Annotated in this window: 24 protein-coding genes and 1 tRNA gene; 19 read left to right on the plus strand and 6 right to left on the minus strand. The window is 56.9% G+C overall.

Features of this window, described 5'->3' with window-relative positions:
* The first annotated feature begins 16 nt into the window (after window positions 1-16).
* The 5 genes from KI610_RS11510 to KI610_RS11530 all read left to right on the plus strand — a co-directional run bounded on the left by KI610_RS11510 (window position 17) and on the right by KI610_RS11530 (window position 5,983).
* Window positions 17-2,125: a YgiQ family radical SAM protein gene (locus tag KI610_RS11510; protein ID WP_226498544.1), complete on the plus strand. Its 2,109-nt coding sequence runs from the start codon at window positions 17-19 to the stop codon at window positions 2,123-2,125.
* Window positions 2,126-2,282: 157 nt separating this feature from the next.
* Window positions 2,283-3,428, plus strand: a complete 1,146-nt coding sequence (locus KI610_RS11515; RefSeq protein ID WP_226495113.1) for a GGDEF domain-containing protein — start codon at window positions 2,283-2,285, stop codon at window positions 3,426-3,428.
* A 79-nt stretch (window positions 3,429-3,507) separates the two neighbouring features.
* Entirely contained in the window at window positions 3,508-3,906 is a 399-nt protein-coding gene (locus KI610_RS11520; protein WP_226495114.1) for a group II truncated hemoglobin, read from the plus strand.
* Between the two features lie 70 nt (window positions 3,907-3,976).
* Window positions 3,977-5,818, plus strand: coding sequence for a translational GTPase TypA (gene typA, locus KI610_RS11525; protein ID WP_226451612.1), 1,842 nt, complete (start codon window positions 3,977-3,979; stop codon window positions 5,816-5,818).
* 9 nt (window positions 5,819-5,827) lie between these two features.
* Window positions 5,828-5,983, plus strand: coding sequence for a hypothetical protein (locus KI610_RS11530; RefSeq protein WP_226495115.1), 156 nt, complete (start codon window positions 5,828-5,830; stop codon window positions 5,981-5,983).
* Window positions 5,984-6,021: 38 nt separating this feature from the next.
* Here KI610_RS11530 and moaA read toward each other — a convergent pair whose 3' ends face one another.
* Complete coding sequence (gene moaA, locus KI610_RS11535; protein ID WP_226495116.1) at window positions 6,022-7,095, minus strand: GTP 3',8-cyclase MoaA; 1,074 nt, start codon at window positions 7,093-7,095, stop codon at window positions 6,022-6,024.
* 296 nt (window positions 7,096-7,391) lie between these two features.
* Window positions 7,392-7,467: transfer RNA gene (locus KI610_RS11540), tRNA-Asn, on the minus strand.
* Window positions 7,468-7,544: 77 nt separating this feature from the next.
* Between KI610_RS11540 and KI610_RS11545 the strand changes: the two genes are divergently transcribed.
* Complete coding sequence (locus KI610_RS11545) at window positions 7,545-9,236, plus strand: AsmA-like C-terminal region-containing protein (protein ID WP_226495117.1); 1,692 nt, start codon at window positions 7,545-7,547, stop codon at window positions 9,234-9,236.
* Window positions 9,237-9,286: 50 nt separating this feature from the next.
* Here the strand turns inward: KI610_RS11545 and KI610_RS11550 are convergent, their stop codons facing one another.
* Window positions 9,287-10,495, minus strand: coding sequence for an amino acid aminotransferase (locus tag KI610_RS11550; protein ID WP_226495118.1), 1,209 nt, complete (start codon window positions 10,493-10,495; stop codon window positions 9,287-9,289).
* A gap of 76 nt (window positions 10,496-10,571) precedes the next feature.
* Between KI610_RS11550 and uvrB the strand changes: the two genes are divergently transcribed.
* Window positions 10,572-12,641 (plus strand): excinuclease ABC subunit UvrB, encoded by a 2,070-nt coding sequence (uvrB, locus tag KI610_RS11555; RefSeq protein WP_226498545.1) that lies wholly within the window; start codon window positions 10,572-10,574, stop codon window positions 12,639-12,641.
* A complete protein-coding gene (locus tag KI610_RS11560; protein WP_226495119.1) occupies window positions 12,638-13,120 on the plus strand; it encodes a low molecular weight protein-tyrosine-phosphatase in 483 nt (160 codons plus the stop codon). The genes uvrB and KI610_RS11560 overlap by 4 nt, the downstream gene beginning before the upstream one ends.
* Before the next feature lie 67 nt (window positions 13,121-13,187).
* Here the strand turns inward: KI610_RS11560 and KI610_RS11565 are convergent, their stop codons facing one another.
* Window positions 13,188-15,860: a ribonuclease E/G gene (locus KI610_RS11565; RefSeq protein WP_226495120.1), complete on the minus strand. Its 2,673-nt coding sequence runs from the start codon at window positions 15,858-15,860 to the stop codon at window positions 13,188-13,190.
* A gap of 400 nt (window positions 15,861-16,260) precedes the next feature.
* Between KI610_RS11565 and KI610_RS11570 the strand changes: the two genes are divergently transcribed.
* The 4 genes from KI610_RS11570 to KI610_RS11585 are packed head-to-tail and all read left to right on the plus strand — an operon-like array spanning window position 16,261 to window position 19,205.
* Window positions 16,261-17,265 (plus strand): RluA family pseudouridine synthase, encoded by a 1,005-nt coding sequence (locus tag KI610_RS11570; protein WP_226495121.1) that lies wholly within the window; start codon window positions 16,261-16,263, stop codon window positions 17,263-17,265.
* Window positions 17,262-17,912 carry an HAD family hydrolase gene (locus KI610_RS11575; RefSeq protein WP_226495122.1) on the plus strand — a complete coding sequence of 217 codons (651 nt, stop codon included), beginning with the start codon at window positions 17,262-17,264 and terminating at the stop codon, window positions 17,910-17,912. Before KI610_RS11570 ends, KI610_RS11575 begins: the two co-directional genes overlap by 4 nt.
* Window positions 17,891-18,250, plus strand: a complete 360-nt coding sequence (locus KI610_RS11580) for a Rieske (2Fe-2S) protein (RefSeq protein WP_226495123.1) — start codon at window positions 17,891-17,893, stop codon at window positions 18,248-18,250. The genes KI610_RS11575 and KI610_RS11580 overlap by 22 nt, the downstream gene beginning before the upstream one ends.
* Window positions 18,243-19,205 (plus strand): S49 family peptidase, encoded by a 963-nt coding sequence (locus tag KI610_RS11585; RefSeq protein WP_226495124.1) that lies wholly within the window; start codon window positions 18,243-18,245, stop codon window positions 19,203-19,205. Before KI610_RS11580 ends, KI610_RS11585 begins: the two co-directional genes overlap by 8 nt.
* 3 nt (window positions 19,206-19,208) lie before the next feature.
* Here KI610_RS11585 and KI610_RS11590 read toward each other — a convergent pair whose 3' ends face one another.
* The gene (locus KI610_RS11590) at window positions 19,209-19,916 is read right to left on the minus strand and encodes an SAM-dependent methyltransferase (RefSeq protein WP_226495125.1); all 708 of its coding nucleotides are present in this window, start codon (window positions 19,914-19,916) and stop codon (window positions 19,209-19,211) included.
* On the minus strand, window positions 19,916-20,497 hold the full coding sequence (locus tag KI610_RS11595; RefSeq protein ID WP_226495126.1) for a Maf family protein: 582 nt from the start codon (window positions 20,495-20,497) through the stop codon (window positions 19,916-19,918). The genes KI610_RS11590 and KI610_RS11595 overlap by 1 nt, the downstream gene beginning before the upstream one ends.
* Before the next feature lie 53 nt (window positions 20,498-20,550).
* Here KI610_RS11595 and KI610_RS11600 point away from each other — a divergent pair, with 53 nt between their 5' ends.
* The 7 genes from KI610_RS11600 to acpP all read left to right on the plus strand — a co-directional run bounded on the left by KI610_RS11600 (window position 20,551) and on the right by acpP (window position 25,334).
* A complete protein-coding gene (locus tag KI610_RS11600; protein ID WP_226495127.1) occupies window positions 20,551-21,096 on the plus strand; it encodes a YceD family protein in 546 nt (181 codons plus the stop codon).
* Between the two features lie 18 nt (window positions 21,097-21,114).
* Window positions 21,115-21,294, plus strand: a complete 180-nt coding sequence (rpmF, locus tag KI610_RS11605; protein WP_226405540.1) for a 50S ribosomal protein L32 — start codon at window positions 21,115-21,117, stop codon at window positions 21,292-21,294.
* 54 nt (window positions 21,295-21,348) lie between these two features.
* Window positions 21,349-22,377, plus strand: a complete 1,029-nt coding sequence (plsX, locus tag KI610_RS11610; protein ID WP_226495128.1) for a phosphate acyltransferase PlsX — start codon at window positions 21,349-21,351, stop codon at window positions 22,375-22,377.
* The gene (locus KI610_RS11615) at window positions 22,378-23,337 is read left to right on the plus strand and encodes a beta-ketoacyl-ACP synthase III (protein ID WP_226495129.1); all 960 of its coding nucleotides are present in this window, start codon (window positions 22,378-22,380) and stop codon (window positions 23,335-23,337) included.
* A 16-nt stretch (window positions 23,338-23,353) separates the two neighbouring features.
* A complete protein-coding gene (gene fabD, locus KI610_RS11620) occupies window positions 23,354-24,280 on the plus strand; it encodes an ACP S-malonyltransferase (protein ID WP_226495130.1) in 927 nt (308 codons plus the stop codon).
* A gap of 3 nt (window positions 24,281-24,283) precedes the next feature.
* Window positions 24,284-25,024: a 3-oxoacyl-ACP reductase FabG gene (fabG, locus tag KI610_RS11625; RefSeq protein ID WP_226495131.1), complete on the plus strand. Its 741-nt coding sequence runs from the start codon at window positions 24,284-24,286 to the stop codon at window positions 25,022-25,024.
* 73 nt (window positions 25,025-25,097) lie between these two features.
* Window positions 25,098-25,334: an acyl carrier protein gene (gene acpP / locus KI610_RS11630; RefSeq protein WP_066883607.1), complete on the plus strand. Its 237-nt coding sequence runs from the start codon at window positions 25,098-25,100 to the stop codon at window positions 25,332-25,334.
* Window positions 25,335-25,405 lie beyond the last annotated feature (71 nt).

The following is a 25,405-nucleotide window of genomic DNA, read 5'->3' on the forward strand; positions in this document are numbered from 1 at the left end:
TGCCCCCTTCCTGCCCATGTCGCGCGCCGAGATGGAGTCTTTGGGCTGGGATTCGTGCGACATCATTCTCGTCACCGGCGATGCCTACATCGACCATCCGAGCTTCGGCATGGCCTTGATCGGGCGTTTGCTCGAAGCGCAGGGTTTTCGCGTCGGCATCATTTGCCAGCCGGACTGGAATTCTGCGGTCGACTTCAAAAAACTGGGAAAACCGAACCTTTTCTTCGGCGTCACGGCCGGCAACATGGACTCGATGGTCAATCGCTACACGGCCGACCGCAAGATTCGCTCCGATGATGCTTACACGCCGAACGGCGAGCCGAACAAGCGCCCGGATCATGCCGTGACGGTCTATGCCCAGCGTTGCCGCGAGGCTTTCCCTGGCTGCAACGTGGTGGTCGGTTCGATCGAGGCCAGCCTGCGCCGTATTGCACATTACGATTACTGGTCAGACAAGGTCCGCCGTTCGGTGCTGCCCGACTCCAAGGCCGACATGCTCGTCTTTGGCAATGCCGAGCGGGCGATCGTCGAACTGGCCCATCGTCTGGCCAAGGGCGAGAAAATCGGTGAAATCCGCGATCTGCGCGGCACGGCTTTCATGGTGCCGCGCGGCTGGTTGCCGTCCGGGGAGTGGGAAGCTGTCGATTCGTCCTCGGTCGATACACCGGGGCCGCTGGTCAAGCACACCGACCCGTACGCCATGGAAGGCGATTCCAAAAATGGCCAAAATATCCGGTCGACCGTGGGAATGGACGCACAAGCGGGCTCGCAAAACGTCGGCCAGCCAATCCGCATCGTCTCGCGCACCGAGCGGCTGGCGGCCCGCCAGGACCGGCGCGCCCATACCGCCATCCGCCTGCCGTCCTACGAGCAGGTCAAGGACGATCCGGTGCTCTACGCCCACGCCTCGCGTACCTTTCACCTCGAATCCAACCCCGGCAACGCCCGGGCGCTGGTGCAGGGCCACGGCGAACGCGATGTCTGGCTCAATCCGCCACCGATCCCGCTGACTACCGAAGAGCTTGATCAGGTTTACGAGTTGCCCTACGCCCGTCGTCCGCACCCGAGCTACGGTGAGGCCAAAATTCCGGCTTGGGAAATGATCCGTTTCTCGGTCAACATCATGCGCGGCTGTTTCGGCGGCTGTACCTTCTGCTCGATCACCGAGCACGAAGGGCGCATCATCCAGAGTCGTTCCGAAGACTCGGTGATCCGCGAAATCGAGGAAATGCGCGACAAGACACCGGGCTTCACCGGCATCGTCTCCGACCTCGGCGGGCCGACCGCCAACATGTTCCACCTCAAGTGCAAGGACGAGAAGATCGAGTCGGCTTGCCGTCGGCTGTCCTGCGTCTATCCGGACATCTGCGAGAACATGAACACCGATCACAGCAAGCTGATTTCGCTGTATCGCAAGGCGCGTTCGCTGAAAGGCGTCAAAAAAGTGCTGATTGGTTCCGGCCTGCGCTACGACCTCGCCGTGCGCTCACCGGAATACATCAAGGAACTGGTCACCCATCACGTTGGCGGCTACCTGAAAATTGCTCCGGAACACACCGAAGAACGCCCGCTATCCAAGATGATGAAGCCGGGTATCGGTTCCTACGACCGCTTCAAGCAGCTGTTCGACCGTTTCTCGCGCGAGGCCGGCAAGGAGCAGTACCTGATCCCGTACTTCATCGCCGCCCACCCAGGAACGGAAGATGAGGACATGCTCAACCTGGCGCTGTGGCTCAAAAAGAACAACTTCCGCCTCGATCAGGTGCAGACCTTCATTCCGACGCCAATGGCGATGGCGACGACGATGTATCACAGCGAACGTAACCCGCTGCGCAAAGTCACGCGTAGTAGCGAGCATGTGAACACCGTGCGCAATGGTCGCCAGCGTAAGTTGCACAAAGCCTTTCTGCGCTACCACGACCCGGCCAACTGGCCGTTGTTGCGCGAAGCCCTCAAGGAAATGGGGCGCGCCGATCTGATTGGCAATGGCAAAAAACAACTCATTCCAGCCTGGCAACCGGCCGGTACGGGCGGCACCTCGGCCGTATCCACCGGAAATATTCGGCGGAGTACGCCGGTGCCTCGCTCCGGCGTGCAGCGGCAACAGCGTTCCAAGAACAAATAAGTATCCATTGTGAGTTTGACGGGGCTGCGGGAAGTGGTGATACTCTAAAAAAACGCCGCATTTTCTGTAGCTTTGAAAGCTATTCGCCCGTTCTTGTTGTCATAAGACCGGGAGCAGACAGCTTGGGCGGCATCAAGATAGGATGGCCGGAGCAGACATGTACAGAGGACGAGACCACGAGCGGGGCGGGTGCCACGGTCGACGGGTGACCGATCGACGGCCCGGTTTCGCCCGGCATCTTGATCTCCACTTGCTTGATGGGGCGCCACATCGGCTGTCATGGGAAGACCAGAGAGGGCAGTACTGGACGCGCCTGTTGTTCTGCGTACTGGCCCTGATGTATTTCAATTTTGGTGGCGATGCCCAGGTTCGGCCTTGGGCAAGTCTGCCCATCGTCAATCTGGTGATGACGGTTTATGGCCTAGAGATCCTGTTTTTCATGTGGCATGCGACGCGTGTGCCGCACGCTCCGTGGCGGCAGCGACTGACCATGTGGGTGGATATCGGCGCGGCTGCTTTCGCTGCTTTGGCCGACGCCACGCTCAGTTCCCCCGGCTTTCTCGTTTTTCTGATGGTCATTCTCGGCAACGGAATGCGTTATGGCCTCCGGCTTTTCGGCGAAGCCGTGATCGGCAGCCTGGGGGCCTCGATTCTGATTGTCTGGCTGCGTTTGCCCGACTACCTCGCCATTTTCTCAGTCAGCGCCATCTTTTTCCTGGTGTTTTTTGCCATCGTCGTTCTCTATTCGTATTCGCTGACAGCCAAGATAGAACGGGCTCGCCAGAAGCTGTCGCACGAGAGAAATGTCGATGCGCTGACCGGCATGCTCAACCGGCGGGCGCTGATTGAGCGGGCTGCCCAGCTTTTCCAGTCGCCAGCGGCGCATGGCGGCAAAATTGTTGTGCTGTTTGCCGATCTGGATGGTTTCAAGAGCGTGAACGATACGCACGGCCATCATGTAGGCGACAAAGTCCTGGTTGCCGTGGCTGAGCGCATCCTTGACAACGTTCGCGATATCGATCTGGTGGCGCGCTATGGCGGTGATGAGTTCCTGCTCGTGCTGCCCAGAACCTCGCGTGAGGGTGGTGAAATCGTTGCTCAGCGCGTGCGGCAGGAAATCAATGACTGGGCCAGACAAAACGCCATCGACTTCAATGTTTCGATTGGTGTCGGCAACTATCCGGAGCATGGCCGCGATCTGGAGTCTGTCATCGCCTCGGTCGACAAGGCCATGTACCGCAGCAAGTCGGAAAATGGACGGGGCGGCATCCTGCATGCCGAAAGCGCAATCGTCTCCTCCTGAGGAGCTGGCATGCTATCGGCAATCGTCGTCGCCTCCGTTACACTTGCCGGATTTCCCACGATTCCCTAAGAGTTGATTCATGACCGACCAGGCCAAGACGCCCACGACCTACGAAAAAATCGGTGGCGAAGCCACCGTTGCCAAGCTGACCGCGCGGTTTTACGAATTGATGGACACGACATCCCATTTTGCGGAACTGCGGGCCATGCATCCGGCCGATCTTTCGGGTTCCCGGGACAAACTCTTCATGTTCCTTTCCGGCTGGTTCGGCGGTCCGGATCTTTTCGTCGAGAAATTCGGCCATCCGAAGCTGCGCGCCCGTCACATGCCCTTTGCCATCGGCACCAAGGAGCGTGATCAGTGGGTCGCCTGCATGGTGCTGGCGATGGAAGATGTCGGTCTGAGCGAAGATGTTCGCAAGGTGTTGCTGACCAATTTCTTCAACACTGCTGACTTTATGCGCAATAAAGAAGGATAAAAACTCGGCCGGGGATGTTGCGGCGCACCATCGGTGATAGAATCACGCCTTTGATTTTTCAGGCCTTCCCATGTCCGCTCGTCCGATCCGCAACATCGCCATCATCGCGCACGTTGACCACGGTAAAACCACCCTGGTCGACCAACTGCTCCGCCAGTCCGGCACCTTCGCCGCTCACCAGCAACTGGTCGAGTGCGTCATGGACTCCAATGACCTGGAAAAAGAACGTGGCATCACGATTCTTTCCAAGAACACCGCGGTTGAATACCAGGGCGTTCACATCAACATCGTCGATACGCCGGGACACGCGGACTTCGGTGGTGAAGTCGAGCGCGTGCTGGGCATGGTCGATGGCGTGGTCCTGCTGGTCGATGCGGCCGAAGGCCCGATGCCGCAAACCCGTTTCGTTACCAAGAAGGCACTGGCCCTCGGCCTGCGCCCGATCGTGCTGGTCAACAAGGTCGACCGCGATGGCGCCGATCCTGACCAAGCCGTCAATCTGACCTTCGACCTGTTCGACAAGCTCGGCGCGACCGACGAACAACTCGATTTCCCGATCGTTTATGCTTCCGGCCTCAATGGCTGGGCGGCCATGGAACTGGATCAGCCGCGCGAAAACATGATTCCGCTGTTCGACACGATTCTGCGTCACGTGCCGGCTCCGGATACCGATATCGAAGCCCCGCTGCAACTACAGATTACCGCCCTTGATTATTCGTCCTACGTCGGTCGAATCGGCGTCGGCAAGATCAATCGTGGCAAGGTCAAGACCGGTCAGAACGTGCTGGTCATGTTCGGTACCGAAGAAGAAGCGGCCGAACACGAGCGCACCCCGATCAAGGCCAAGATTGGCCAGGTTTTCGGCTACAAGGGCCTGAACAAGATCGAGCTCGAAGAAGGCCACGCTGGCGACATCGTCCAGATCACCGGTATTGAAGACCTGGTTCTTGGCTGTACCGTGACCGATCCGGAGCAGCCGGAATCCCTGCCGCTGCTCAAGATCGACGAGCCGACGCTGTCCATGCAATTCATGGTCAATACCAGCCCGCTGGCCGGTACCGAAGGCAAGTTCGTTACCAGCCGCCAGATCCGTGATCGCCTGCACAAAGAACTGCTGACCAACATGGCACTGCGCGTTCATGACACCGGTAACGGCGATGTGTTCGACGTGGCTGGCCGTGGCGAACTGCACCTCGGCATCCTGCTCGAAAACATGCGTCGCGAAGGCTATGAACTGGCCGTCGGTCGTCCGCGCGTCGTCAAGAAGACGATCAACGGCGTCGAGTGCGAGCCGTATGAACTGCTGACGGTTGACGTCGAAGAAGACACCCAGGGCGGCGTCATGGAAAGCCTCGGCATGCGCCGCGGCGACCTGCAGGATATGGTGCCGGACGGTCGCGGTCGCGTCCGTATCGAATACCGCATCCCGGCCCGTGGCCTGATCGGTTTCCAGGGCGAATTCATGAACCTGACCCGCGGCAACGGCCTGATGAGCCACGTTTTCGACGAATACGCCCCGGTCAAGGACGGTACGGTTGCCGAGCGTCGCAACGGCGTGCTGATCTCCCAGGACAACGGCGAAGCCGTCGCATACGCGCTGTGGAAGCTGCAGGATCGCGGCCGCATGTTCGTGGTGCCTGGCGACAAGCTGTACGAAGGCATGATCATCGGTATTCACAGCCGTGAAAACGACCTCGTGGTCAACCCGATCAAGGGCAAGCAACTGACCAACGTTCGTGCCTCCGGTACCGACGAAGCGGTTCGCCTGGTGCCGGCCGTCCAGCTCAGCCTGGAGGCAGCTGTCGAGTTCATCGAAGAAGACGAACTGGTTGAACTGACGCCGAAGTCGATTCGTCTGCGCAAGCGCTACCTGACCGAAATCGAGCGCAAGCGCGCGGTGCGCGGTCTGTAAGGATGTAGCATGAGTTTCTGCCAACCCTGTCGCAACTGGGTCGGACAGCACAAAAAGGCGGCCCGTTGGGTCGCCTTTTTACTTTTGTTGTCGCTTTTCTTTACCTTGCTCGGCCAATTTACGACGCCGATCAACGCCATCGGTTTCTGCAAGGTTTATCCGTAAATTCCACGGTCAACCGGAAAAAACGGCCAAAATCGAAATCAGCCGCCGGTCATCGACATGAAGCGGACGACTTGGGGTGCATCCATCTGTTTGGTAAAGTCGTGCCCGTAGGGCTTGATGCCCATGCTGTCGATGATGGCCTGGCGCAGGGCCGTATCATCATTTCCGGCCCGTAAAGTCGGCAGCAGATTGGCCGCATCATTCTGGCCGAGACATGGGTAGAGTTCGCCCTTGGCGGTAATCCGGACCCGGTTGCAGCTGTCGCAGAAATTGTGGCTGTGCGGCGAAATGAATCCAACGCGTGATTCGCTGCCTGGAATGCGCCAATAACGCGCCGGTCCGCCGGAATCCTCCGTCGATGGAATCAGCTCGAAATGGCGCGACAGCATTTCCCGCGTTTCCTCGGACGAAATATAGGTATTGCTGCGCCCGTGAATTTCGCCCAGCGGCATTTCCTCGATAAACGAAATATCCAGTTCGTTTTCGATGGCAAACCTGACGAGATCGACGAATTCGTCATCGTTGGTGCCGCGCATCATCACGGCATTGAGCTTGGTGCGCCGAAATCCGGCTTGTCGCGCTGCTTCGATACCGCGCAGAACCTTGGTCAGATCGCCGATCCGGGTAATTTGCCTGAAGCGCTCCGGATTCAAGGTGTCGAGACTGATATTGATGCGCTTGACGCCGGCCGCCCGCAACGGGGCGGCAAACCGGTCAAGCTGCGAACCGTTGGTGGTGAGCACCAGATTTTCCAGGCCGGGCAGGGCGCCGAGGCGTTCAATCAGCCACATGGCATCCTTGCGCACCAGTGGCTCGCCGCCAGTGATCCGCAGCTTGGTAACACCCAGACCAACGAACACCGACGCTACGCGCAAGCACTCCTCAAGGCTCATCACCGCCTGCCGTGGCAGAAAGGTCATTTCCTCGGCCATGCAATACGTGCAGCGGAAATCGCAGCGATCGGTAATCGACAGGCGAACATAGGAAATCCGCCGCCCGTACTTGTCGAGTAGCGTGCCTTCCTGATACCCCATTGACGAGGGATCGATGCGTGGCGTGAAGTCGGCAAGGCCGACGGGCGTTACTTCCTGCCGTAGTGTTTCATTTTGCATGGCGGATGTTTCATTGATGGCCCACAAAGATTGAGGCTGCTGTCTGGTCGGCGATTATCGATGGCAGCGTGCCCTCAAACAAGTAGAGACATCAAAAATACAGAAAGTTTCTTGCCACAATGAAATAGACCCGCTTGGCCAAGAAAAAGCCCACCCCCGAAGATGCCGTGTGGATGATGCTATCATCACTTGTCACGCCACTAGGCCATATTGCAATAAACGCAGGGAGGAGTTGAAAATGCCAAAACAAAACAAAAAGCCCAACCAAATTGGCTGGGCTTTCTGATGTGTTTTTCTGGCTCCCCGACCTGGGCTCGAACCAGGGACCTACGGATTAACAGTCCGGCGCTCTACCAACTGAGCTATCGAGGAACAGAGATCGGCATTATAGGAGTAGAATCCCCTCGTGTCAAGCATCTTGTGGTTTTTTAAGAAGAAAAAACAGGGTTATGGATTCCAATTTGGTTTATGCAAAAACGCCAACTGGCGATGAGGCGGTTCGCCAGAGTACACGCGTCGTTCAGCGCAATCTGCGCATGGTTTTGGTGCAAGTCGACGGAAAAATGAGTGTTGAGGACTTAACCGCAAAGATCGGCAATCCTCGGCTGGTTCAATCTGCACTGCGCGAGCTTGAGGAGGGTGGCTTTATTGCCCCAACCGCGGATGCAGTGTCTGTGTGGGAAGAAAGTATAAAGGCGGCCAAACAGGAGGCTGAGCAGGAACAAATGCCGCCGATGTCGGAGTTTTCCACTTTCGGGCCTAAATCACAGGCTGCTTCCGAGTCGAAAAAAGGTGAGAGCACGGGTACTGGCTTTTCTTCGTTTGGCAAGCCGATTCTTCCGTCACCATCTCAGATCGCTCCAGAGGCTGTACAGCCAGCCATTATCGCCGACGTGCGAGAACCGGAAGATTGTCCCTATCGGCAAGGTATGTCAGCAGGACGCAAGGGGCTATTGGCGATAGCAGCACTTCTGGCCATTCTGGTCGTTACCGTTATCTTCTACCCCTACGAGCAATTCAAGCCGGCCCTTGAGGCATCGGCAACGCGAATGCTCAATGCACCCGTCAAAATAGACCGGGTTGGCGTAACACTTTTTCCAAGCCCATCGTTGAAATTGGTTGGGGTCAAAATTGGCGAACCTGCGGATGGGAAGATTGCCGAAGTGCGTATTTCTTCGCTGCTCTCACTGCTGGGGAGTGCGCCACATCAAGTTGCAAGGGTTGAAGTATCGGGAGCTACGTTGGCCGCCAACCGCCTTGTGGCATTGCCGATGTTCATTGGTCAAGCGGCCGGCAGCCACGAGGTGATCATTCAGAAAATGTTGATTGACCATTTGCAACTGACGTTCGGTGACAGCCTCACTTTGAATGACCTTTTTGGCGAGATAGCATTTCGACAGGATGGATCAATCGAAAAAGCCATGTTCGAAACAGCTGACCGCAGCATGCTCATCAATGCCCAAGCGGGTAGTCAGGGTTTGGCTCTTAGTCTGGAAGGCCGGGCTTGGGTACCATTTGGCACAGAGATTTCATTCGCTTCCCTGCAAGCCCAAGGCTTGTTGCAGAAAAACAAGTTGCTGATCCAGAACATTGATACCACCTTTCTGGGCGGCATTCTGCGCGGGAACTGGCTTCTCGATTGGAGCAATGGCTTGGTGATGGCTGGTGACGGCATTCTGAGCAGACTTGATACCCGAAAGGTCAGCGCAGCTTTCGCACCATCCTTGAAAATCGACGGTGATATGAGCGGGACAATGCGCTTACGCTCCAGCGGAAGCGACTGGGAGAGCCTGTGGGGCAATCTTGAAGCGGTATTGAGTACAGAAATAACCCGCGGCGCCTTCCATGGTGTCGATCTCGGCGAGGCGGTTCGCCGCAGTGGCGTATCCGAGGTGCGGGCGGGGTCAACAAAATTCGATCGCCTGCGCTCTACGATCAATATCACCCCCAAACAGGTCATTGGTCGTGATGTCAGAATGGATGCCGGGATGGTGACCGCAGTCGGTCAGTTTAATTCTCCGCGCAACAGACAGATCGAAGGCAATATGGCCGTCACCATGCAAACATCAGTATCGAGCCAGAGTGCGGCGGTTCGGATTTATGGCGTCTTGCCCGACCTGAGCGCAACGACCCGGAAATAAAAAGGGCGGAACCGAAGTTCCGCCCATTCTGCTTTTGGGTATTGACTCGATCAGGCCTTGGTGACTGCCGCAATCGCTTTGGCTACGTAATCCAGATTCTTGGTATTCAGTGCCGCCAGGCAAATACGGCCAGTCGACACGGCATAGATACCGAACTCATCGCGCATGCGATCAACCTGCGCAGCGCTGAGGCCGGTGTAGGAGAACATGCCGCGCTGCTGGGCAACGAAGGAGAAGTCCTGTGCCACGCCTTGCGCCTTGATGGCGTCGACCAAGCCAGTACGCATGGCACGAATGCGGTCACGCATGCCGGCCAGTTCGGCTTCCCACATCTGGCGCAGTTCTGCAGAAGCCAGCACACCAGCCACCAGGGCGCCGCCGTGGGTGGGCGGATTGGAATAGTTGGTACGGATAACGCGTTTGACTTGCGACATGACGCGGGCAGACTCTTCCTTGCCGGACGTGACGATGGACAGGGCACCGACGCGCTCGCCGTACAGCGAAAAGTTCTTGGAGAAAGAACTGGAAGCGAAGAACTGCAGGCCGGAAGCCGAGAAGGCACGAACCGCGACGGCGTCAGCGTCTATACCGTCGGCAAAACCCTGATAAGCCATGTCGAGGAAGGGCACCAGACCGCGCTCCTGGCAGATGGCGACGATTTCGCCCCACTGGGCGTCCGACAGGTCAGCGCCGGTCGGGTTGTGGCAGCAGGCGTGCAGCAGAATGATCGAGCCGGCAGGCAGCCCGTTCAGGCAAGCTTTCATGCCGGCAAAGTTAACTCCACGCGTTGCTGCGTCGTAGTACGGATAATTTTCGACGACAAAACCCGCTGACTCGAACAGGGCACGGTGATTTTCCCAGGACGGGTCGCTGATGTAGACCTTGGCATCGGGGTTCAGGCGCTTCAGATAGTCGGCACCAATTTTCAGGGCGCCGGTGCCACCGAGGGCTTGAGCGGTGATAACCTGACCATTGGCGATCAGCGTGGAGTCTTTGCCCAGCAACAGATTTTGAACTGCCTGATTGTAGGCCGGGGAGCCTTCGATTGGCTGATAGCCACGCGGTAGTGCAGCTTTCACGCGAGCATCTTCTGCGGCCTTGACGGCAGCCAGCAACGGAATCTTTCCGTTGTCGTCGAAATACACGCCAACGCCGAGATTGACCTTGGTGGTACGCGCATCGGCGTTGAAAGCTTCGTTCAGGCCGAGGATAGGATCGCGCGGGGCCATTTCCACCGCTGCGAAGATCGAAGAGGACATAGGAACTCCGTGAAATAATACAAACAATGTCCGCGCAACCGATTTGCTGCGCGACGAAAAATCGAAGAATTTTAGCATGAGCGAAACCAACAACATCATTCCCGTTGTCAGCTTTGACGGCAGTCCCTTTCGACTGCACCAGCCGTTTCCTCCGGCTGGTGACCAACCTGAGGCGATCCGGCAACTTGTCGAGGGACTGGAGGATGGTCTGTCATTCCAGACCTTGCTCGGCGTTACCGGCTCAGGGAAGACCTATACGATGGCCAACGTCATCGCCCGCACCGGTCGTCCTGCACTGGTTCTGGCGCCCAACAAGACGCTGGCGGCTCAGTTGTATTCCGAATTCAAGGAATTTTTCCCCGAGAACGCTGTTGAGTACTTTGTTTCCTACTACGACTACTACCAACCGGAAGCCTACGTGCCATCCCGCGACCTGTTTATCGAGAAGGACAGCTCGATCAACGAGCACATCGAACAGATGCGCTTATCCGCGACCAAGAGTCTGATCGAACGGCGAGATGTGGTCATCGTCGCCACTGTATCCTGCATCTACGGCATTGGTGATCGCGACGAATATCACAACATGATCCTGACCATGCGCGTTGGCGACCGGCTTGATCAGCGTGCCATAGTCAAGCGGTTGACCGACATGCAGTATGAGCGCAACGAGATGGACTTCCATCGTGGCACCTTTCGCGTTCGCGGCGATATCATCGACATTTTTCCAGCGGAACATGCCGAACACGCCATTCGCGTTTCGTTGTTCGATGATGAGCTCGAAGCACTGCAGTTTTTCGATCCGCTGACCGGCCATCTGCTGCACAAGGCGCTCCGCTTTACGGTATTCCCCGCATCCCATTACGTGACGCCGCGCGGCACCGTCCTGCGTGCCATTGAAGCGATCAAGGATGAACTGCGCGAGCGTATCGACTTTTTTGCCCGGAACAACCGGTTGGTTGAGGCTCAGCGTATCGAACAGCGCACCCGATTCGATCTGGAAATGCTCGACCAGATTGGTTTCTGCAAGGGTATCGAAAATTACTCGAGACACTTTTCCGGGCGCAAGGCAGGCGAATCTCCGCCGACGCTGATCGATTACCTGCCAGCTGATGCGCTGATGTTCATCGATGAATCGCATGTCAGCATTGGACAAGTCGGCGGGATGTACAAAGGCGACCGTTCGCGCAAGGAAAACCTGGTTGACTACGGCTTCCGCCTACCATCAGCGCTCGACAACCGGCCATTGCAATTCAATGAGTTTGAGGCGCACATGCGCCAGACCATCTTTGTTTCGGCTACGCCGGCCGACTATGAGCAGCAACATGCCGGTCAGGTGGTAGAGCAGGTGGCTCGTCCCACCGGATTGATTGATCCGGAGGTCATCGTTCGGCCGGCATCGACACAAGTGGACGATCTGTTGGCAGAAATTGGCAAGCGGATTGCCGTAGGTGAGCGGGTGCTGGTTACGACGCTGACCAAGCGCATGTCCGAAGACCTGACGGATTTTCTGGCTGACAACGGTATCAAGGTTCGCTATTTGCACTCGGACATCGATACCGTCGAGCGTGTCGAAATCATCCGCGACCTGCGCCTGGGTGAGTTCGACGTTCTTGTTGGCATCAATCTGCTGCGTGAAGGACTGGATATTCCGGAAGTTTCACTGGTCGCGATCCTTGATGCGGACAAGGAGGGCTTTCTGCGTTCAGAGCGATCACTAATACAGACAATCGGTCGCGCCGCACGCCATATCCATGGCACAGCCATCCTCTATGCTGATACGATTACACGGTCCATGCAGCTGGCTATTGGCGAAACGGGGCGGCGACGGGAGAAGCAAATCAGCTTCAATCTGGCACACGGCATCACACCACGCGGCGTGTCCAAGAAAATCAAGGACATCATCGATGGCGTTTATGATGCAGGAACGGCGCAAACAGAGCTGAAAGCCGCTCAGCAGTTGGCAATATACGAAGCCATGGATGAAAAGACAGTGGCCAGGGAGATCAAGCGACTCGAGAAAGCGATGCTTGAGTGCGCAAGAAACCTGGAATTCGAAAAAGCGGCGGCTGCCCGCGACGAATTGTTCCGACTTAAGGAGCAGATATTCGGCGTGGTGCGACACGACCCTGACGGAGAGACAAAATGAGCTATCGCGTGCTACTTGTCTGCATGGGCAATATCTGCAGATCGCCGACAGCTGAAGGTGTTTTTAGATATTTCATAAAAATCAATAATCTTGGAAGTAAAGTTGAAGTAGATTCTGCGGGAACGCACGGCTACCATGTCGGCGAAGCTCCCGATTCCCGGACGCAACGCGCGGCAGCGGCGCGGGGTTACAACCTTTCCCAGCTACGCGCTCGCAAGGTCGCGCGCCAGGATCTTGATTATTTCGATCTCATTCTGGCCATGGATAAAAGTAACCTTGATAACTTGATGCGCATGGCGACGCCGGATCAGCAAAAACGAATCGGGCTATTCATGGACTACTCGCAGAATTTCGACGATGACGAAGTGCCCGATCCATACTATGGATTGGGTCATGGCTTTGATCTTGTTCTCGACATGGTTGAGGATGCTTCACTGGGGCTGGTCGAGGAAATAAAAAAGAAACTGGAACACTCCTGAACTGTTTTTTACCAGAAACAAGAAGGGGCTCCCATGGGAGCCCCTTCTGCATTACGTCATGGACGTCTTATTTGCCAGTTTCAACCATCACCAGCGGTTCGTTTTCGGCTTGCTCGGCAATGGACTTCTGCTTGCGCGGACGTCCTAGCTTGACCGGAGGCTCAGCAGGGACAACAGCTGCAGCGGGTGCTGTTGTCTGAACCAGAACCAATCCGCTTTCAGCCAAAGCCGAGGTTAAGTCGATCGGTTCAGAAGCAACAGCGACCGGCTGGGCTACGGTTTCGGCGATTGGCGGGGCGCTGACTGCAATAGTCTCGACCACCGCAGTTTCGATTGCTGCAGCTTGGGCCGATGAGGGTTCCGGTGCAGCTTGGTCAAGTTCGATAACAGAGTCAGGAGAGGCGATTTCTGGCTCACTAACTACCGGGATCGGCTCAATCATCTGTGCAGTGGCTTGGGCAATAGCTGGTTCGGCTGCCGGGATAACAACGATCACCGGCTCCTGGCTGACAGGTTCTGCGGTTTCCTGAGCCGGGGCGACTATCTCGCCAGTTTCGATGACTGGTATGACTGTCTCCGCTTCGGGGCGACGCTCACCACGACCGCGTCCGCCACGACGGCCACGACGACGATTGCCCTGTTCTTCACTGCCGTTGGCTTCTTGCGCTTCATTGCCGGTCAGCGGGGTGACTGATACGGACAAATCCGCACCTGATGCCTGTTGCGCCAGCTTGTTTTCAGCCGCCTCTGCTTGCGGACGTTCACCACGCCCCTTGCGCTCACCACGCGGACGGCGTTCCTGACGTTCGGTGTTGCCTGCGGTCGACTCGTCTGAAGGTGCCTTTTCTGCGCCGCGTTCATTGCGGTTGCCGCGATCCTTGTTACGTTCGCCGCGTTCCCCACGTTCCTCTTCGCGCTTGTTAGCGTTACGGCCGCCACGACGACCGTCGCGGTCTCGACGACCATCACCGCGACCTTCGCGGGGTTTCTTCGCCGGTTCAGGCGCAACAACCGTTTCGACCGGCTTTGCCGGAGTACGGAACCACGAAAAAAGCTTGGAGAAAATACCGGCTTCCGGCTGGACTGGTGCTGCAACCGGTGCCTCTGTCTTCTCCGGGAGGTTAGGCGCGGGCTGGTCGGGCGAAATTCCCTTGATTGCCGCCTCCTGACGGGGTTTGACTATCTCTTGCTGAGTTGCCTGTTTGATGGCTTCCTCAAGAGGCATATCAACCATGCGGTAGGACGGCTCGCGGATGTCATCCTGATTCAGGTCGTCGTGGCGCAGGCGGGTGATGGTATGGGCCGGCGTTTCGAGATGGATGTTCGGGATGAGCAGGATGGTGACCTTGTGGCGCAACTCGATGGCCTGGATGTCCGGACGCTTTTCATTGAGCAGGAAGGTGGCGACATCGACCGGAACTTGAACATGAACGGCGCCGGTGTTTTCCTTCATCGACTCCTCTTCCAGAATGCGCAGGATATGCAGCGCAGCGGATTCGGTCGAGCGGATGTGTCCGGTGCCGGTGCAGCGCGGGCAGGGGATGTAGCTGGTTTCGGCCAATGCAGGGCGCAGGCGCTGACGGGACAGTTCCATCAGGCCGAATCGGCTGATCTTGCCCATCTGAACGCGGGCACGGTCAAAACGAAGGCCGTCGCGCAGGCGGTTTTCGACGTCGCGCTGGTTCTTCTGGCTTTCCATATCGATGAAGTCGATGACGATCAAGCCGCCAAGGTCGCGCAAGCGCAGTTGGCGGGCTAATTCGTCGGCCGCTTCCTGGTTGGTCTTGAGCGCGGTTTCTTCGATATCGGCTCCTTTGGTCGAGCGACCGGAGTTTACGTCGACAGCGACCAGTGCTTCTGTGTGGTCAATGACGATGGCGCCACCGGATGGCAGATTGACCTGACGGGCGAAGGCGGTCTCGATCTGGTGTTCGATCTGAAAGCGCGAGAACAGCGGTACGTCGTCGCGGTAGCGTTTGACGCGATTGACGTTGCCCGGCATGACCGTGCCCATGAAGGCGCGGGCTTGCTCGTAAACCTCGTCGGTATCGATGAGGATCTCACCGATATCCGGCTGGAAGTAATCGCGGATGGCACGAATGACCAGGCTGCCTTCCAGATAAATCAGGAAAGCGCCGCTCTGCTGCTGGGCGGCACCGTCGATGGCGGTCCACAGTTGCAGCAGGTAGTTCAAGTCCCATTGCAGTTCTTCGGCTTGACGGCCAATAGCTGCGGTACGGGCAATCAGGCTCATGCCGTTGGGCACTTCGAGCTGATCCATGACGTCACGCAGTTCAGCGCGCTCGTCGCCGTCAACGCGACGGGAAACGCCACCGCCGCGCGGATTGTTCGGCATCAGTACTAAGTAGCGGCCGGCCAGAGAAACGTAGGTGGTCAGGGCAGCGCCCTTGTTGCCACGTTCGTCCTTGTCGACCTGGACGATCAGCTCCTGGCCTTCCTTCAGCGCATCCTGAATTCTGGCTCGGCCGGCTTCTGCGCCTGGCAGAAAGAAGGCGCGGGAGACTTCCTTAAAGGGGAGAAATCCGTGGCGGTCGGCACCGTAGTCGACGAAGCAGGCCTCGAGCGACGGTTCGATGCGGGTAATTACACCCTTGTAGATGTTGCTTTTACGTTGTTCCTTGGCGGCGGATTCAATGTCGAGATCAATCAGTTTCTGACCATCGACAATGGCGACACGGAGTTCTTCCGCCTGTGTCGCATTGAATAGCATGCGTTTCATTATTTTCGGGCTCCAGCGCACGGCAGCACGCTGCAACGAAACGCCCGGGCAGGCAGCGACAGTTTCAGTTTTCGGGTTGCGTCATAAATGGTTGGCAAAGGCGATGGTGAATGTGCTGATCAACAGACGGCCGCGTGCTTTTTATTGAAATGCGCGACCTGAAAATTCCTGCAACGGGCAATCCGTGCGTGCTTACAGTGGGCTTATCCATTAACATCACTACTTTTGGTGAGTGAACTTAACCAGTCGTTTTACGTTGGTCTGGCCTGGGCAGTTGGCACAGGTGAGACTTTCGAGCCTGCCGCTTGGCGGTCGCGCATTTAGCGCAAGGTCACAAACGGTCTGACGGTTCGGCATCTCTTGCAAACCGAGACGTAGAACGCAGGCAGTATATTAGAAAATGACCGGGGTAGGTAACAATTCAGTCACGCACGCAGTCATCGGCGAAGAAGAAGAGGGGCAGCGCCTCGACAACTTTTTGATTCGCCGTTGCAAGGGGGTTCCGAAGAGCCATATCTACCGGATTTTGCGGAGCGGAGAAGTACGGGTGAATAGCGGCCGGGTTGATGCAACTTATCGTCTTTGCGCTGGCGATAATGTGCGAATTCCGCCGATTCGCATTGCTGAGCGGCCGCAAAACGAGGTCGACGAAGTCGCCAAGGAGCGCGTCGATCTGCCGATTATTTACGAAGACGAGGCAATGCTCGTCATCGACAAGCCGGAAGGTATTGCCGTCCATGGTGGCAGCGGCGTCAGTTTTGGCGTGATCGAGGCTTTGCGCCGACAGCGACCGCAAGCCAAGTTTCTTGAGCTGGCGCACCGACTTGATCGCGAGACCTCCGGTGTGCTGCTCGTTGGCAAGAAGCGACTGGCGCTGACTGCGTTGCACGACATGTTTCGCGAACACGGGGCAGGGGCTGACAAGCGCTATCTGGTTCTGGTCAAAGGGCGTTGGATGAACGTCACCCAGCACGTGAAGTTGCCCCTGCACAAATATCTGACTGAGGGCGGTGAGCGGCGTGTTTCGGTAAATCCCGAGGGCAAGGCTTCACATACGATCTTCCGTTTGCTGGCTCGCTGGTCGGATATGAGCCTACTTGAAGCGCAACTGAAAACCGGGCGCACGCACCAGATTCGAGTTCATCTGGCGCATCTTGGCTTTCCTATCCTTGGTGACGAGAAGTACGGTGATTTCGCGTTGAACAAGAATCTGAAACGCGATGGCCTGAAACGCATGGCGCTCCATGCCTGGCGGATGGCTTTTCGCCACCCGCTGATGGCAACTCCGCTTGAGTGTATTGCGCCACTGCCGGATAGCTTCGGTAGCTACATTGCCACGGTCAACCGGAAAAAAGACCCGGAATTCAAATCCGACAATCTGGACGAGATATTGAACAAACGATGAAATACGAACTGGTAGTCTTTGACTGGGATGGCACGCTGCTCGACTCGGCTGGCGCCATCGTTCATGCCATCCAGGCGTCTTGCCGCGATCTGGGCTTATCAGTCCCGGATGATGCCCGTGCTCGCCATGTTATTGGACTTGGGCTGGCTGACGCTTTGCGCCATGCCGTACCGGATTTGCCTCCCGAAAGTACGCAGGCGATGGTCGAGCGCTATCGTTTTCACTATCTGTCTGGCGATAAGACTCTCACCTTGTTCGACGGCGTGCCCGAGATGCTGCAACGCCTGAAGGAAGCCGGGCACATATTGACCGTGGCGACCGGGAAAAGCCGGCTTGGACTTGAACGGGCGCTCGATCATTCGGGGTTGCGTCCGCTATTTCAGGCCTCTCGTTGCGCCGACGAGTGTCATTCAAAACCGCATCCGCAGATGCTGCAGGAGCTGATGGCCGAGTTTGGCATTTCCGCCGAGTCGACGATCATGATCGGCGACACCTCGCATGATCTGCTGATGGCGACCAATGCCGGCGTCGACAGCCTGGCGGTAACCTATGGTGCCCATCCGCACGACCACCTGTTGGAACATAAGCCGGTGACCTGTCTGCATAGCGTGAAAGAGCTTGATCAGTGGTTACAGGATTACGCCTGATCTGCACCAGCGGTGAGGTTGCGAATGCCGGGCCGGGGTTTCGTTTTACTGTGGAGCGCTACGGTCGTACGACGCCGGCATTTGTCATACGCTTTCATGGGCAGGTGCATGCCTATTTGAATGAATGCGGCCACGTTCCAGCTGAACTCGACTGGCTACCAGGCCAATTCTTCGACGATTCCAAGCTATACTTGATTTGCTCGATTCATGGCGCACTTTATGCTCCAGAGTCTGGCAGATGTCTCGGCGGCCGGTGTCAGGGTAAAGGTTTGAAATCCTTGAAGGTGCAAGAGATCGATGGACAGATATTTTTAGAGCAAGAAAACAATCATGGATAGCCCCCAACCGCCCAACAACGACTCCGCCTGGGAGCGGAAAACCCTTGAGAAACTGGTATTCGCCGCCCTTGACGAGCAGCGGGCCCGCCGACGCTGGGGTATCGCCTTTAAGGCACTTGGCTTTGTCTACCTCTTGGTTGTGTTAATAGCGGTCGTTGACTGGGGGGCTGGCGCTGAGCATCAGGAGCGCCATACCGCTTTGGTAACCCTCAATGGCGTCATTGAGGCCAAGGGGGAGAGCAACGCGGAGAACCTCGTTGCCGCACTGAACAGCGCCTTCGAGGAAAAAAATGTTGCTGGCATCATCCTGCGCATCAACAGCCCGGGCGGCAGCCCGGTTCAGGCAGGAATCATCAACGATGAAATTCGCCGCCTGCGTGGCAAATATCCGGACAAGCTCCTGTATGCTGTGGTCGAGGATATGTGTGCTTCGGGTGGTTATTACGTTGCTGCGGCAGCCGACAGTATCTACGTCAACAAGGCCAGCATTGTTGGCTCTATTGGCGTGCTGATGGACAGCTTCGGCTTCACTGGCACGATGGACAAGGCGGGTGTTGAGCGTCGCCTGCTGACTGCCGGCGAAAACAAGGGTTTCCTTGACCCGTTCTCACCACAGGCGCCGCAGCACAAGGCCCATGCCCAGACGCTGCTCAATGATATTCACCAGCAGTTCATTGATGTTGTCAAAACCGGGCGTGGCAAGCGGCTCAAGGAAACGCCGGAAATGTTTTCCGGCCTGATGTGGACCGGCGCCCAGAGTGTTCAATTGGGGCTGGCTGACGATTTTGGCAGCGTCGAGTCGGTGGCCCGCGATGTCATCAAGGCCGAAAAGGTTCTCGATTATTCGGTCAAGGACAATATCGCCGAACGCTTCGCCAAGCGCCTAGGTGCCAGCACCTTTGCCGGTTTCTGGAAGGGCTTCTCGGAAAGTGCTGCCGGCGTCAGCCTTCGCTAAAGCTCAGGCCAGCAGCAGAAAAACTGTCGGACGCCGCTCGATTTCGGGCGGCGTTTGTTTTTTCCAGGCCTGGATTGTTCGCGTCAGCACTGATTCACCCGGCAAGGTTAGATCAGTAGCCACGGTCAGTCTGGTCATCGGCTGACAGGCCTGAAGAATGGCGTCGAACATTGCCCGGTTGCGATACGGTGTTTCTATGAAAATCTGGGTCTGCTGGCGTTTTTTCGATTCGCTTTCCAAGTCGCGCAGCATTTTCGTGCGCTCAACTTCCTTGGCGGGCAGGTAGCCCTGAAAAGCGAAACGTTGCCCGTTCAGTCCCGAGGCCATCAGGGCCAGCAAAAGCGAGGAGGGCCCAATGAGCGGCGCGACGCGAATGCTTTCCTTTTGGGCCAGTGCAACCAAATTGGCGCCAGGGTCGGCAACCGCCGGGCAGCCGGCTTCTGAAAGCAAGCCAACATCGTGACCGGCGCGTAACGGTTCCAGCAAGCGGTCAAGTTCGTTCGCCTTGGTATGCTCGTTCAGCTCCTGAAGCTGTAATTCCTGCAGCGGCAAATCGGTGCCTGCCGCCTTCAGGAAGGCGCGTGCCGTCTTGGCCTGTTCGACGACAAAATGAGTCAATGGCCGGATGGCGGCAAGTACGTTGGCGGGCAGGGATTCTTGCGGCGCAGTCGGACCGAGGGGGACGGGAATGAGATAGAGGATACCGGCCATCAGAGAACCGCCACACCCTGATTACGCAACATGTCGCACAGTGCAATCAACGGCAAGCCAACCAGCGCATTCGGATCGTCGCCACGCATGCTGCTCAACAACGCAATCCCCAAACCTTCCGACTTGGCAGAGCCTGCGCAGTTATACGCCGGCTCCCGGCAAAGATAATTTTCGATTTCCTGATTGCTCAATTGCCGGAACGTGACCAGCGTTGGCACCCCGCGAACCTGCATCTCACCCGTTCTGGCATTCAGCAGACAGAGGCCAGTGAAGAAATTGACAGTCTTTCCAGACAGGGCTCGTAACTGCTCGATAGCGCGCTCGTGCGTTCCCGGTTTTCCGTAAATTTTGCCGTCGACCGTAGCAACCTGGTCGCTACCGATAATCAGGGCATCGGGATATGTCTCTGCGACCGCTCTGGCCTTGGCTTCGGAAAGCCTCAAGGCAATCTGTTCCGGCATTTCGCCAGGAAATGGGCTTTCATCGGTTTGTGGATTGGCAACATCAAAGGGGATGCCAAGATGACCAAGGAGCTCCCGGCGAAATGGTGAGGTTGAGGCGAGAATCAGATTCTGCGGCATAAAAATCCGTTACAACAAAGCCTTGCGTTGAACACTTCAAGCAGCACTTTGTTTTGACTTGGAAAGCCAAAAATAATATCATTCAATGTTTAAGTCGCAACAGCTCAAGATTGAAAAGGATTTCGGACGCTTTCGCATTTGCCAGAGATGGTCGTGTTCTCGAGGGAACATTCGCCGTCGTGGACCTTGATCGCCTGCATGATTTGCTGGCAGAGATCGATGGAGAGGTAACTTTCCGTCTGCAAGGATACAAGGGCGATAGCGGAGAATCCATGCTGCATCTGGAGGTTTCGGGAACACTCTCGCTTGCCTGTCAGCGCTGCCTGGAAGCCGTACCTTGCGATCTTGATGTCGATAGTCTGCTGGAACTTGTTCCAGAGGGTACCGAGTTATCGCAAGATGAACTGGAAGACGACACCCGGGATTTCTTGCCGGTGGTACGCGAACTGGATGTGGTCGAGTTGGTTGAGGATGAAATCCTCCTCGCCCTGCCGGTGGCGCCGCGGCACGAAAAATGTGGTTTGCCTGGCGCGGCCGATGCTGGCGAGCGGATCAATCCGTTCGCGAAATTGTCCGGGCTAAAAGGCAAGCCGAACTGATTTTTTTGGAGTAAGAAAATGGCCGTTCAACAGAACAAAAAGTCCCCGTCCAAGCGTGGCATGCACCGTGCCCATGACTTCCTGACCGCCCCCCCGCTGGCCGTCGAGTCGACCACCGGCGAAGCACACCTGCGTCACCACATTTCCCCGGCCGGCTTCTATCGCGGCAAAAAAGTCGTCAAGGGCAAGGGCGAGTAATCGTTCAATGAAGGGCAGGCGGTTCGTAATGAGCCGCCTGCCTTTTATTTTGCCATGACAACCCGCATTGCTATTGATTGCATGGGGGGTGACCACGGTCCGTCGGTGACGGTACCCGCGGCCATTCAATTTCTTGCGGAGCATCCGTCAGCCAATCTCGTCCTGGTCGGTCAGGAAGATGTGTTGCGCCCGTTGCTCGGCAACCATGTCAACGATTCACGCATTCGCCTTGTTCACGCCTCGGAAATAATTGGCATGGACGAGTCGCCGGCGCTTGCCCTGCGCAACAAAAAAGATTCGTCGATGCGGGTTGCCATCAACCAGGTCAAGTCCGGGGATGCTGATGCTTGCGTTTCCGCCGGCAATACCGGTGCGCTGATGGCCATCTCCCGCTTTGTCCTGAAGATGCTGCCGGGTATCGATCGGCCGGCGATCTGTGCGCCGCTGCCAACGGTCAATGGCCATACGCACATGCTGGATCTTGGTGCCAATGTCGATTGCGGACCGGAGCATCTGCTTCAGTTCGGTATCATGGGTGCCATGCTGATTTCAGCAATGGAGCACAAGGATCAGCCGACGGTCGGCATTCTCAATATCGGCGAAGAGGATATAAAGGGGAACGAAGTGGTCAAGGCCGCGGCCGGATTGCTCCGTACCTCGGGCCTCAATTTCATCGGCAATGTTGAGGGAGACGGCATCTACAAAGGCGAAGCCGATGTTATCGTTTGCGATGGCTTTGTCGGCAACGTTGCATTGAAGACCTCGGAAGGCCTTGCCCAGATGCTGGCGTCGTCATTGCGCACCGAATTCAAGCGTAACTGGCTGACCAGGATTGCCGCGCTGATTGCAATTTCAGTACTCAACAACTTTAAAAAGCGCTTTGATCATCGCCGCTACAACGGTGCGATCCTGCTTGGTCTCAGGGGTATTTCGGTCAAGAGCCACGGCTCGGCTGATGTGCTGGCCTTTGGCAATGCCATTTCACGGGCCTACGATGCAGCTGAAAATCGTGTTGTGGAGCGCATTACCAGCCGCTTGGCACAAATGACGCCAATCCCGGCTGTCGTCGAGGAGAATGTCTGAATGTACGCACGCTTGATCGGTACCGGCAGTTACCTTCCGGGAAGTCCTGTCAGCAATGACGATCTGGCTGCACGAGGAATCGACACCAACGACGAGTGGATCGTTACCCGCACAGGCATTCGCAGTCGCCATCTCGCGAGTCCCGGCACGACATCCAGCGAACTTGGCCTGATTGCCGCGCAACGCGCGCTGGAAATGGCTGGCATTTCGGCTGCCGATCTCGATCTGATCATTGTTGCGACATCGACCCCCGATTTTATTTTCCCGAGCACTGCCTGCCTGATTCAGTCCAAACTGGGCAACAAAGGTGCTGCCGCTTTCGACGTGCAGGCAGTTTGTGCCGGGTTTACCTACGCACTGGGCATCGCGGAAAAATTTATCCGTTCCGGCAGCCACAAAAGAGCGCTGGTGATTGGTGCCGAAGTTTTCTCGCGCATCCTTGACTGGAACGATCGCGGCACCTGCGTGTTATTCGGCGATGGCGCCGGTGCGGTTGTGCTGGAAGCGTCAGACAGGCCAGGGATTTTGGCCACGGCAATGCATGCCGATGGTAGCCAGAATGGCATCCTGAATGTTCCTGGGCAGATATGTGGCGGACAGGTCACCGGTGATCCGTTCCTGCGTATGGATGGTCAGGCCGTCTTCAAGTTTGCCGTACGAGTTCTGGCCGACATTGCTGCGGAGGTCTGCGAGATCGCTGGTATCCAAACGAGCGATGTCGATTGGCTGATTCCGCATCAGGCCAATATTCGCATCATTGACGCCACTGGCAAAAAACTGGGTATTGACCGCAACAAAGTGATCGTAACCGTTGATCGCCATGGCAATACATCTGCCGCATCCGTGCCGCTTGCATTGGACGAAGCTGTGCGAGATGGACGCATCCAGCGTGGCCAGAAAGTACTGGTTGAAGGCGTTGGTGGTGGCTTTACGTGGGGCGCAGCCCTTCTCGAATTCTGAACCAGGAGACGAAACGATGTCTTTTGCATTCGTATTTCCCGGCCAAGGCTCGCAGAGCGTTGGCATGATGGCAGCCTACGGCGACTCAGCCGTGGTTCGTACAGCTTTTGATGAAGCCTCTGCAGCGTTGGGTGATGATCTGTGGGCGATGGTTGCCGAAGGGCCGGCTGAAACGCTGACCCAAACGGTCAATACCCAGCCCGTGATGTTGACTGCAGGTATCGCTGCTTGGCGCTTGTGGCTCGACAAGGGAGGCAAGAAGCCTGCTGTCGTTGCCGGCCATAGCCTCGGCGAATATTCCGCACTGGTTGCTGCTGGCGTGATTGAACTCAAGGATGCCGTACCGCTGGTTCGCCTGCGTGCTGCTGCCATGCAGGAGGCCGTGCCGGTTGGTACCGGCGCCATGGCTGCCATCCTTGGACTGGACAATGCAGGGATCACCGCTGCCTGTGCTGAAGCGGCGCAGGGTGAAGTGGTTGAACCTGTCAATTTCAACGCCAATGGTCAGACCGTGATTGCCGGTCACAAGGCGGCTGTCGAACGTGCCATGGAAGCCTGCAAGGCTCGGGGCGCCAAGATGGCCAAGGCACTTCCGGTGTCTGCACCATTCCACTCTTCGCTGATTCGTCCGGCAGCTGACAAGCTTGCTGCACGCCTTGCCGAATTGACGCTGCAAGCACCGCAGATTCCGGTGATCAACAACGTCGATGTCGCCATCGAAAACGAACCGGCACGTATCAAGGATGCCCTGATTCGCCAAGCTTATAATCCGGTGCGCTGGGTTGAGACCATCCAGTCGATGGCTGCGCTGGGCGTTACCACCGTAGCCGAATGTGGCCCGGGCAAGGTACTGGCCGGCCTGACCAAGCGTTGCGCCGATGGTATTGTTGGTGTCGCCTTGGCTGATGCAACAGCCATCGACGCCAACCTGGGCCTGGAGTAATAGATGCTGAACGCTAAAATCGCGCTGGTCACTGGTGCCACACGCGGCATCGGCCGAGCCATTGCGCTAGAACTGGGCAAGCAGGGTGCCACCGTAATTGGCACGGCAACTAGCGATGACGGTGCTGCCAAAATTTCGGCCTATTTGGCCGAGGCTGGTATCAAGGGGAAGGGCATTGCGCTTAACGTGTGTGATGTTGCGCAGACCGATTCGGCGCTTGCCGATATCGCCAAGGAACTTGGTGCCATCACCATTCTGGTCAATAACGCCGGCATCACCCGCGACAACCTGACCATGCGCATGGGCGACGATGAGTGGGATGCGGTTATCGACACCAATCTGAAAGCAGTTTTTCGATTGTCGCGGGGCGTCATGCGCGGCATGATGAAAGCGCGCTTCGGGCGCATCGTTAACATTACGTCCGTGGTCGGCTATTCGGGCAATCCCGGCCAGGCCAATTACTGCGCAGCCAAGGCTGGCGTCGCAGGGATGAGCCGTTCGCTGGCGCGGGAACTTGGTAGTCGCAACATCACGGTCAACTGTGTTGCACCGGGCTTTATAGCAACCGACATGACGCATGCGTTGACCGAAGAACAGAAGCAGGCCATGCTGGCGACCATTCCACTGGGTCGCGCTGGTACGCCAGAAGATATTGCCGGCACTGTCGGCTTTCTCGTATCCCCGGCTGCCGCCTATGTCACAGGCACAACAGTGCATGTGAATGGCGGTATGTTCATGGATTGATTTCCCGAAGCCCCGGCTTTTGGTAAACTAGTAACGTTTTTTTTCGTACCCCTGAGGGGAAGGAGTTTTTCTAATGGATAACATCGTAGAGCGCGTCAAAAAGATCGTCGCCGAACAACTGGGCGTGAACGAAGCGGACATCAAGAACGAGTCCTCCTTTGTGGACGATCTGGGCGCGGATTCCCTGGACACCGTTGAACTGGTCATGGCACTCGAAGAAGAGTTCGAGTGCGAAATCCCTGACGACCAGGCTGAAAAGATCACCACGGTCCAGCAGGCTGTCGATTTCATCCTCGCCAACAAGAAGTAATTCATTCTCGTTGACTTAGGCAAGGCCGGCCCCCATGGCCGGCCTTGCTACATTTGCTTTCGGAGTGCACC

Source organism: Ferribacterium limneticum, assembly GCF_020510565.1.
In the GTDB taxonomy this organism is placed as follows: Bacteria; Pseudomonadota; Gammaproteobacteria; order Burkholderiales; family Rhodocyclaceae; genus Azonexus; species Azonexus limneticus_B.